At 66.3% G+C, this 537-nt stretch carries 1 protein-coding gene; it reads left to right on the top strand.

Translation table 11 applies throughout. The annotated features are described in order from the left end of the window. A partial coding sequence (locus tag D456_RS0123380) for a transposase (RefSeq protein WP_017578592.1) occupies nt 1-515 on the top strand: 515 nt, incomplete at its 5' end. Nucleotides 516-537 lie beyond the last annotated feature (22 nt).

Raw genomic sequence — 537 nt, 5'->3', positions numbered from 1 at the left:
TGGCCGGATGGGCCCAGTACGGCTACTGCGCCTCCCACTCCCGCTTCTTCTGGGGGCTGCGCCTGCACCTGGTGTGCACCCTGAGCGGACTGCCCATCGCCTTCGCCCTGACCGGCGCCAAGGCCGACGAGCGCACCACCCTGACCGAGATCTTCGAAACCGAACCGGACCTGGTCAACCAGCGCCCGAACCAGACGCTGATCGCGGACAAGAACTACTTCGGACGCGATTTCGAACAGGTCCTGACCCAAGCGGGACTGTGTCTGCTGCGTCCGGCCCGCAAGGGCGAGTCCCCACGGGCCGGAGCAGCGTTGTTCCGTCCCTTGCGGCAGGTGGTCGAGTCGATCAACCAGACCTTCAAGGGCCAGCTGGACCTGGAACGACACGGGGGGCGCACCCCGGAAGGGGTGGTGGTGCGGGTGCTCCAGCGTGTTCTGGCGCTGACCGCCGCTATCTGGCACAACGACCGGACCGGCCAGCCCGTCCTACGCTCCCTGACGGCCTATGACCACTGACCCCTTGGAATTACTCATCTAG

It is taken from the genome of Nocardiopsis kunsanensis DSM 44524 (assembly GCF_000340965.1).
GTDB classification, from domain to species: Bacteria; Actinomycetota; Actinomycetes; order Streptosporangiales; family Streptosporangiaceae; genus Nocardiopsis; species Nocardiopsis kunsanensis.
The sequence above is the reverse complement of the archived record's forward strand: the minus strand, read 5'-3'. Positions and strand labels throughout refer to the sequence as shown.